The 8,396-nt window shown below is 66.4% G+C and carries 9 protein-coding genes and 1 pseudogene; all 10 read right to left on the bottom strand.

Annotated features, from left to right (window positions below; translation table 11 throughout):
• Positions 1 to 197 (bottom strand): annotated as a pseudogene (locus KAY22_RS20925) (P-type conjugative transfer protein TrbL); the annotation flags it as partial.
• A 2-nt stretch (positions 198 to 199) separates the two neighbouring features.
• Positions 200 to 571 carry a putative entry exclusion protein TrbK-alt gene (trbK-alt, locus tag KAY22_RS20920; protein ID WP_296625176.1) on the bottom strand — a complete coding sequence of 124 codons (372 nt, stop codon included), beginning with the start codon at positions 569 to 571 and terminating at the stop codon, positions 200 to 202.
• 10 nt (positions 572 to 581) lie between these two features.
• Positions 582 to 1,340 carry a P-type conjugative transfer protein TrbJ gene (trbJ, locus tag KAY22_RS20915; protein WP_296625175.1) on the bottom strand — a complete coding sequence of 253 codons (759 nt, stop codon included), beginning with the start codon at positions 1,338 to 1,340 and terminating at the stop codon, positions 582 to 584.
• The gene (gene trbE, locus KAY22_RS20910; protein ID WP_296625173.1) at positions 1,337 to 3,775 is read right to left on the bottom strand and encodes a conjugal transfer protein TrbE; all 2,439 of its coding nucleotides are present in this window, start codon (positions 3,773 to 3,775) and stop codon (positions 1,337 to 1,339) included. Before trbE ends, trbJ begins: the two co-directional genes overlap by 4 nt.
• 13 nt (positions 3,776 to 3,788) lie before the next feature.
• Positions 3,789 to 4,061, bottom strand: coding sequence for a VirB3 family type IV secretion system protein (locus KAY22_RS20905; RefSeq protein ID WP_296625172.1), 273 nt, complete (start codon positions 4,059 to 4,061; stop codon positions 3,789 to 3,791).
• Entirely contained in the window at positions 4,061 to 4,393 is a 333-nt protein-coding gene (locus tag KAY22_RS20900; protein ID WP_296625171.1) for a TrbC/VirB2 family protein, read from the bottom strand. Before KAY22_RS20900 ends, KAY22_RS20905 begins: the two co-directional genes overlap by 1 nt.
• Positions 4,390 to 5,418, bottom strand: coding sequence for a P-type conjugative transfer ATPase TrbB (gene trbB / locus KAY22_RS20895; RefSeq protein WP_296625170.1), 1,029 nt, complete (start codon positions 5,416 to 5,418; stop codon positions 4,390 to 4,392). Before trbB ends, KAY22_RS20900 begins: the two co-directional genes overlap by 4 nt.
• Positions 5,419 to 5,587: 169 nt before the next feature.
• Positions 5,588 to 6,025, bottom strand: a complete 438-nt coding sequence (locus KAY22_RS20890) for a CopG family transcriptional regulator (protein ID WP_296625169.1) — start codon at positions 6,023 to 6,025, stop codon at positions 5,588 to 5,590.
• An 11-nt stretch (positions 6,026 to 6,036) separates the two neighbouring features.
• Complete coding sequence (locus KAY22_RS20885; RefSeq protein WP_296625168.1) at positions 6,037 to 8,028, bottom strand: conjugal transfer protein TraG; 1,992 nt, start codon at positions 8,026 to 8,028, stop codon at positions 6,037 to 6,039.
• A 203-nt stretch (positions 8,029 to 8,231) separates the two neighbouring features.
• Positions 8,232 to 8,396 (bottom strand): DUF3363 domain-containing protein (locus KAY22_RS20880; RefSeq protein ID WP_296625177.1); only part of this gene is annotated, 165 nt, incomplete at its 5' end.

Raw genomic sequence — 8,396 nt, 5'->3', positions numbered from 1 at the left:
AACAGCGTCTTCTTCACCAGCCGGGCGATGATGTTCTCGTCCGCGCCCCAGCTCCAGAACAGGGCGGCGAGCGTTACGTCGATGACGATCAGCGTCGTGGCGATGAAGCCGACCTCGGGTTGCAGAAGACCGAAGCCGCCGTCGATGTAGCGGGTGAAGACCTCGAGAAAATGGTCGATGACGCCGGTGCCGCCCACGATCAGCGTGCCTCCGGCTGGGACGGTTCCGCCGGGATGGCGGGCGTGGCGTTGCCGCGAGCCGCGTCGGCGGGGGCGTTTGGGAACAGTGTCGCCGGTTCAGCCGGCGCCGGAGCCGGAGCCGACTGACCGAGGAAACGCTTGCGGTTTTCGGCCCACGCTCGCAGGCAGGACGGATCGCGCGGCCCGGCTTCGCCCATGGCGCTGCACCGCGCCAGCTCCGCGCCGAGCGGATCGCGTTCCCTCACGGTGCGCGTCTGCGCCGTCGGGCTGTTCTGCCGTTCGTCCTTGCGGGTCATCTCGATCGCGGTCGCCGTGACCGCGATCGCGACGAAGACGACAGCGCCGATGCGCGCGAGGATCTTGCCGTCCATCGGGTCGCCCTCAGTTACCGCGGAACATTTGCGCGTTGCCGGGCTGGTAGCCGGCCCCCGGCGTCAGGAAACGGCGGCGCTGTTCGCGGCCTTGCTCGGCGGCAGCGGCCTGTTCGGCCGATTGCAGCGCCTGTGCCCGCCCGTTGGCGGCGATGACGGCGGTGAGGTCGGCGAGCTGCTGGGCCTGGAGGGCGAGGAGCTGGTTGCCGGCCTGTGTCGCCTGCAAGGCGCCGGTCGCCGACTGGCTGGCGCCGACCAGCGCCGACATCTGCGTGCGGTTGGTGTCGATATTGCCGACGACCGTGGCCTGCACACGCATGGCGTCTTGCAGACCGCCCACCGTATTCTGCCAGCGGGTCCGGGCGTCGGCGATCAGTTGCTTGTCCGACGCCGACATCGACATATTGGCGTATTTGGTCTGGAACGCCTGGTCGATCTTCTGGACGTCGTAGGCGATGTTCTGAGCCTGCTGGAGCAGTTGCTGCGTGCGCTGCACCGACTGCTGAAGCTGTTGCAGCGACGAATAGGGCAGGCTGGCCAGATTACGGGCCTGATTGATGAGCATCTGCGCTTCGTTCTGAAGCGAGGTGATCTGGTTGGTGATCTGCTGAAGACTGCGGGCGGCCGTCAGCACGTTCTGCACATAGTTCGTGGGGTCGAACACGGTCCATTGGGCCTGCGCCGGCGTCGCCAGTATTGGGGCGAGCGCGACAGGCGCGAGGAGCAGCGCGGCGGCGAGCCGGGCCGCGCGGGAGCGAGGCAAGGTCATGGCAGTTTCTCCTTCAGGGTGAGCGTTGGAATGAGGTCGGCCGCCCAGCCGAGATCGCGGTTGCGGAGCCAGGCGACGAGGAAGTCGGCCTGCCCGTGTTCGGCGAGCAGCCGCGTGATTGCGGATTGGTCGGTCTTGGCGGAAGCAGCGCAGAGCGCGAGGGCGACGTCCGACAGCCCCAGCTCGAACAGGCGATTGCCGCGGCGGCTTTGGCAGTAGTAGTCGCGCTTGGGCATGGCCCGCGCGATGATCTCGATCTGGCGGTCGTTGAGGCCGAAGCGGCGATAGATCGCGGTGATCTGCGGCTCGATGGCGCGCTCGTTCGGCAGGAGCAGCCGGGTCTGGCAGCTCTCGATGATGACGGGCGCGATGGACGAGCCGTCGATGTCGGAGAGCGATTGCGTGGCGAAGACGACGCTGGCGTTCTTCTTGCGAAGCGTCTTCAGCCATTCGCGGATCTGGCCGGCGAAGCCTTCGTCGTCGAGCGCGAGCCAGCCCTCGTCGATGATGAGAAGGGTCGGCGATCCGTCGAGGCGGTCCTCGATGCGGTGGAAGAGGTAGGAGAGGACGGCAGGCGCGGCGCCGGTGCCGATCAGCCCCTCGGTCTCGAACGCCTGCACGGTCGCCGTGCCGAGATGCTCGCGTTCGGCGTCGAGCAGCCGCCCATAGGGGCCACCGATGCAATAGGCGCGAAGCGCCTGCTTGAGGTCGTTGGACTGGAGCAACACGCAAAGGCCGGTGATGGTGCGTTCCTCGACCGGCGCCGAGGCCAGCGAGGTCAGCGCCGTCCAGATGTGCTCCTTCACCTCCGGCGTGATGGCGACGCCTTCACGGGTCAAGATGGCGACGATCCAGTCGGCGGCCCAGGCGCGCTCGGGAACATCGTGGATGCGGGCCAGCGGCTGAAGGCTGACGGAGGCTTCCGATCCACCGGACAGATCGCCGCCGAGGTCATGCCAATCGCCGCCCATCGCCAGCGCCGCGGCCCGGATCGAACCTCCGAAATCGAAGGCGAACACCTGTGCGCCTGCGTAGCGCCGGAACTGCAAGGCCATCAGCGCCAGCAGAACGGATTTGCCGGCGCCAGTCGGGCCGACGATCAGCGTATGGCCGACATCGCCGACATGGAGAGAAAACCGGAACGGGGTCGAGCCTTCGGTCTTGCCGAACAGCAGCGGGGGCGCTGCGAAGTGCTCGTCCCGTTCCGGCCCCGCCCACACCGCTGACAAGGGTATCATGTGGGCGAGATTGAGGGTGGAGATCGGCGGCTGCCGGACATTGGCGTAAACGTGTCCGGGCAGGCTGCCGAGCCAGGCGTCCACCGCGTTGATGGTCTCGGCCATCGCGGTGAAGTCGCGGCCCTGAATGACCTTCTCGACCAGGCGCAGCTTCTCGTCGGCGGCGCGCGGATCGGCGTCCCACACCGTCACCGTCGCGGTGACATAGGCGATGCCGGCATAGTCGGCGCCGAGTTCCTGGAGCGCGAGATCGGCGTCCGCCGCCTTGTTCGACGCATCGGTGTCCACCAGGACGGATGCTTCGTTGGTCATCACCTCCTTGAGAATCGCGGCGACCGATTTGCGCTTGGCGAACCACTGGCGGCGGATCTTGGTCAGGAGCTTGGTTGCGTCGGTCTTGTCGAGCAGGATCGCGCGGGTGCTCCACCGATAGGGGAAGGCCAGCCGGTTCAATTCGTCGAGCAAGCCCGGCGTCGTCGCTGTCGGAAATCCGGTGACGGTGAGAACGCGCAAATGCGCCCGCCCGAGGCGGGGCTCCAGCCCGCCGGTCAGCGGCTGATCGGCCAGCAGCGCATCGAGGTAGATCGGCGTCTCGGGAACGCGGACACGGTGCCGGTGCGTGGAGACGCAGCCATGGAGATAGGTCAGCGTCTCGCCGTCATCGAGCCAGCGGCATTCAGGCATGAAGGGTTCGATCAGGCGCAGCAGCCGGTCCGTGCGGTCGGTGAAGCCGTCCAGCGCCTCGTGCGGATCGAAACCCTTCGTCTCGCGGCCTTCGTAGAGCCAGCCTTCGGCGCGGGCCGCGTCTTCGGCCGGCGGGAGCCAGGCGAAGGTCAGAAAATAGCTGGACTCGAAATGCGCCCCGGCCTCCTCGAAGTCGGCCTTGCGCTCGGCGTCGACCAGGGCGGAAGCGGCATCGGGAAAACGACTATCGGGATAGCGGTTGGAAGGATGGCGCTGGGCCTCGACGAAGATCGCCCAGCCCGAGCCGAGGCGGCGAAAAGCGTTGTTGAGACGCCCGGCGACGGCGACCAATTCGGCCGGGACAGCGGAGTCGAGATCGGGACCACGAAAGCGCGCCGTGCGCTGGAAGCTGCCATCCTTGTTGAGCACGACGCCCGTGCCGACCAGCGCCGCCCAAGGCAGGAAGTCGGCGAGTCGGCTGTTCTTGTTGCGATATTCGGTGAGGTTCATCATCGGCGCGCACCCCTCAAATCGTGAGGTGCGCTGGGATGCGCAGGTGCCGGCGGCCGACATCGACGAACAGCGGATCGCGTTTGGCCGCCCACACCGCCGCGAAATGGCCGATGGCCCAGACGACGATGCCGATCAGCCAGAGACGCAAGCCCAGGCCGAGCGCGCCCGCCAGCGTGCCGTTCATGATGGCGATGGCGCGCGGAGCGCCGCCGAGCAGGATCGGCTCGGACAGCGCCCTGTGAACCGGCACGCTGAACCCCGGCACGTCGTCAGCCACGCCCGCCATCAGACGAGCGCTCCGCCGCCGAACGAGAAGAACGACAGGAAGAAGCTCGACGCCGCGAATGCGATCGACAGCCCGAAGACGATTTGGATCAGCCGGCGGAAGCCGCCGGAGGTGTCGCCGAAGGCCAGCGTCAGGCCGGTCGTGATAATGATGATGACGGCGACGATCTTGGCCACCGGACCCTCGATCGACTGAAGGATGGATTGCAGCGGGGCTTCCCACGGCATGGACGAGCCGGAGGCATGGGCGGGCGCCGCCATCACCACGGAAAGCACGGCGACGGACAACGCCGAGACGAGGTGATGGCGCGTTTGATGCAGGCGTTGGATCACAGGTGTTCTCCTTCGAGGCTGGTGGGGATAAGAGAGGCCGCGCGGTCGTCGCTCCTGGAGGCGGGGGCGTTGGCGGGCGTGACGCGGTAATCGCCGTCCGGGCCGAGGCCCTCGACGCGGGCGAGTTCGGAGAGTCTGCGTGCGGAGCCGCGGCCCGAGAGCACGGCGACGAGGTCGATCGTCTCGGCGATCAGCGCGCGCGGAACGGTGACGACGGCTTCCTGGATGAGCTGTTCCATCCGCCGCAGCGCACCGATGGCGCTGCCGGCGTGGATCGTGCCGACGCCGCCGGGATGGCCGGTGCCCCAGGCTTTGAGGAGGTCGAGGGCCTCAGCGCCGCGCACTTCGCCGACCGGGATGCGGTCGGGGCGCAGGCGGAGCGAGGAGCGAACGAGGTCGGAGAGCGAGGCGACGCCGTCCTTCGTCCGCATGGCGACGAGATTGGGCGCGGCGCATTGCAGCTCGCGCGTGTCCTCGATGATGACGACGCGATCGGAGGTCTTCGCTACCTCGGCCAACAACGCATTGGTCAGCGTCGTCTTCCCCGTCGAGGTGCCGCCGGCGACGAGGATGTTGGCGCGGCCGGCGACCCCGCCCCGCAGCGCCTCGGCCTGCGTGGCGGACATGATCCCGGCGCCGACGTAATCGTCGAGCGTGAATACCGCGACCGCGGGCTTGCGGATGGCGAAGGCCGGGGCCGAAACCACCGGCGGCAACAACCCCTCGAACCGCTCTCCCGTCTCGGGCAGTTCGGCCGAGACGCGCGGGCTGCCGGCATGGACTTCGGCGCCGACGTGATGGGCGACAAGTCGCACGATGCGTTCGCCATCGGCGGGCGACAGGCGTTCGCCCGTATCGGCCAGCCCCTCGGATAGCCGGTCGATCCAGATGCGCCCATCGGGGTTCAGCATCACCTCGACGACGGAGGCGTCTTCCAAGAAGTTGGCGATGGCGGGGCCGAGCGCGGTGCGCAGCATCCGCGCACCGCGCGCCAGCCCTTCCGATTTGTACTGCGAAACCGCCATCTGATCCCCGATCCAGCCGGGGAGAACTCAGACGGTCCCCGGACGGGGATGATTAAAAGAGCCAGAAATCGGGCCGGTTCAACAAGACTCTGTCGTAGTAGTAGCGTGGCGCGCAAATACAGGAGAACGGCGGAGTCGAGTATTCATGCCGATCGTGTTTTGCCGACATTCACTCTGGATCGGCAGCCTTGTCGCGTCGCGAGTCGATGTCGCGCGACAGGTCTTTGAGGAACCGATCGCCGGTTGCCAGCTTCCGGCCGAGTGTAAGCAGGAAACCCTCGAACCGTTCCGTGCCCTTGGCGCGCGCCGATGGATGTGCGGCGTCAGGCAATGGCGGGGTGAGGGTCATCCAGAACCGTATGAACAGCGAGAGCGTCTCGCCGAGAATGGCGAGATCTTCGTCCATGCCGTCGATCTGGCGGCCGATCCGGTCCATGCGATGAGCAAAAACGGCCTCCAGCCGTTCGGAGGCGTCGGCGGAGAGGAAGGAGGCGACGGCGGCTTCGATGACCGCGGACTTCGAGACGCGACGCCGGAGCGCCAGCGCCTCGACCTTCTTCAGCAGTTCCGGCTCGAAATAGACGTTCATGCGGGTTTTGGTCTGCATGGCCAGCCCTGCTACAGTTCGATGCCATCGGCCGGGTCCATCGCCGCTTGCCGGGCGACGGATGTGACCTGGTGACGAAGGTTGCGGGCTTTTGCGGCGTCCACGTCCGGTTCGTCGTCGAGCAGGGCGAACTCTCCAATAGCCGGGCGTTCGGGCGGTGTGATCTCCTCATGCTCGGGAAGTTCCGGCTCGCGGCGGATACCGGCATTGGCCGGATCGGTGATCGAGCTGGTTCCGGTAATGGTCTTCATCCCGGCGGGTGCGGTCGGGATCGCCAGCGCGGACCAATCATCGGCAGGTGGCTTGGCCGGGCCTTTCGTGATTGCGGGTTTCGGGGGCGGCAGGATGCGTTCGCGGAATCGCGCATCCTCGTAATAGCGGGCCTTCTTCGCCCGCACCGGCGGCACGCCCGCGACCAGCAGCAGTTCGTCGGCGGGCGGAAGCTGCATTACCTCGCCGGGGGTGAGCAGCGGCCTGGCCGTCTCCTGCCGCGAGACCATGAGGTGCCCCAGCCAGGGGGAAAGCCGGTGGCCGGCATAGTTGGTGGAATCGCGCAATTCGGTCGCGGTGCCGAGTGCGTCCGACACACGCTTTGCGGTGCGTTCGTCGTTGGTGGCGAAGGCAACGCGGACATGGCAGTTGTCGAGCACGCTGTTGTTGGCGCCATAAGCCTTTTCGATCTGGTTGAGGCTCTGCGCGATCAGGAAGCTCTTGATCCCGTAGCCCGCCATGAAGGCCAACGCGGACTCGAAGAAATCCAGCCGGCCGAGCGCCGGGAACTCATCGAGCATCAACAGCAGCCGGTGGCGATTGGCCGAGGTCTTCAGGTCTTCGGTCAATCGACGCCCGACCTGATTGAGCAGCAGGCGGATCAGCGGCTTGGTGCGATTGATGTCCGACGGCGGCACCACGAGATAGAGGCTGACGGGCCTATCGCCAGCGACGAGATCGGCGATGCGCCAGTCGCAGCGCGCGGTCACTTTCGCCACCACTGGATCGCGATAGAGGCCGAGGAACGACATGGCGGTCGAAAGCACGCCGGATCGTTCGTTGTCGCTCTTGTTGAGCAGCTCGCGCGCCGACGACGCGATGACGGGATGGACGCCGGCCTTGCCCAGGTGGGGCGTGTTCATCATGGCGCGCAACGTCGCCTCGACCGGCCGCTTCGGGTCGGACAAAAAGTTGGCGACACCCGCCAGCGTCTTGTCGCTTTCCGCGTAGAGGACGTGCAGGATCGCGCCGACCAGCAGCGAATGGCTGGTCTTTTCCCAATGGTTGCGCTTGTCGAGCGCGCCTTCGGGATCGACGAGGATGTCGGCGATGTTCTGCACGTCACGGACTTCCTTGTCGCCGCGCCGCACCTCGAGCAGAGGATTATAGGCTGACGAGGTTGGATCGGTCGGATCGAACAGCAGCACGCGGCCGTGCCGGGAGCGGAAGCCGGCGGTCAGCCCCCAATTCTCGCCCTTGATGTCGTGAATGATCGTGCTGCCGGGCCATGTGAGCAGGGTCGGCACCACGAGACCCACGCCTTTGCCCGATCTGGTCGGCGCGAAACAGAGCACATGCTCCGGGCCATCATGGCGGAGATAGTCGCGGTCGTAGCGGCCGAGGACCACGCCGTCCGCGCCGAGCAATCCGGCTGCCCTGATCTCGTTCGGTCCGGCCCAGCGCGCCGAGCCGTAGGTGACGACGTTCTTCGCCTCGCGTGCCCGGAGCACCGACAGGGTGATGGCGACGACGATCGAGACGAGTCCACCCGATACCGCGATTGCGGCGCCCTCAAGAAAGATAGAAGGCGCATAGGCGTCGAACGAGAACCACCACCAGAAGAAGATCGGCGGGTAATAGACCGGCCAGCCCGCAACCTCGAACCACGGCTGTCCGAGCTGCGGCTGGAAGCCAAGACGCCACGCCGTCCATTCCGTCGCGCACCAAATGGCGGTGAACACGATCGCAAGGACGATGGCGACTTGTCCCCAGAGGACACGGGTTCCCGACATAAAGGCTCCGACCGGCAAGAGAGATGGAGCCGATCAAAGAATATCCGTTCCGGCGAGAAGCAACAGGAAATCCGAAGCGTCGAGGTTTTGGATGCCGTGGCTGACAAATCGGACGGTTGGCGTGGGGGCGAGCACACCTCGATACTGCCCGTTTGCTGGAAGGTCGGCTATCCGTGGCCGCCTCCAGGGCAGGGCAGTCTGTATCAAAGCTCCAATCCTCTCTGCCGTCCCAACTGCCACGACACAGATCCGCCCTGCACGATGCCCATGACCTCACGGCCGAGCTGGCGGTCGATGACCGGCCGCCATGGGACAAGGGTGAACTCATGCGACTTCTCGACGATCGCGAACTTGCCGCTGGATAGCTG

Origin of the sequence: Rhizorhabdus sp. (assembly GCF_018006725.1) — a bacterium.
In the GTDB taxonomy this organism is placed as follows: Bacteria; Pseudomonadota; Alphaproteobacteria; order Sphingomonadales; family Sphingomonadaceae; genus Rhizorhabdus.
This window is presented reverse-complemented; position numbering and strand designations above follow the sequence as displayed.

Bases quoted from the DNA above. Each gene is read 5' to 3' on its own strand.
- trbK-alt (WP_296625176.1), bottom strand. From the start codon at position 571: ATGGACGGCAAGATCCTCGCGCGCATCGGCGCTGTCGTCTTCGTCGCG.
- trbJ (WP_296625175.1), bottom strand. From the start codon at position 1,340: ATGACCTTGCCTCGCTCCCGCGCGGCCCGGCTCGCCGCCGCGCTGCTC.
- trbE (WP_296625173.1), bottom strand. From the start codon at position 3,775: ATGATGAACCTCACCGAATATCGCAACAAGAACAGCCGACTCGCCGAC.
- KAY22_RS20905 (WP_296625172.1), bottom strand. From the start codon at position 4,061: ATGGCGGGCGTGGCTGACGACGTGCCGGGGTTCAGCGTGCCGGTTCAC.
- trbB (WP_296625170.1), bottom strand. From the start codon at position 5,418: ATGGCGGTTTCGCAGTACAAATCGGAAGGGCTGGCGCGCGGTGCGCGG.
- KAY22_RS20890 (WP_296625169.1), bottom strand. From the start codon at position 6,025: ATGCAGACCAAAACCCGCATGAACGTCTATTTCGAGCCGGAACTGCTG.
- KAY22_RS20885 (WP_296625168.1), bottom strand. From the start codon at position 8,028: ATGTCGGGAACCCGTGTCCTCTGGGGACAAGTCGCCATCGTCCTTGCG.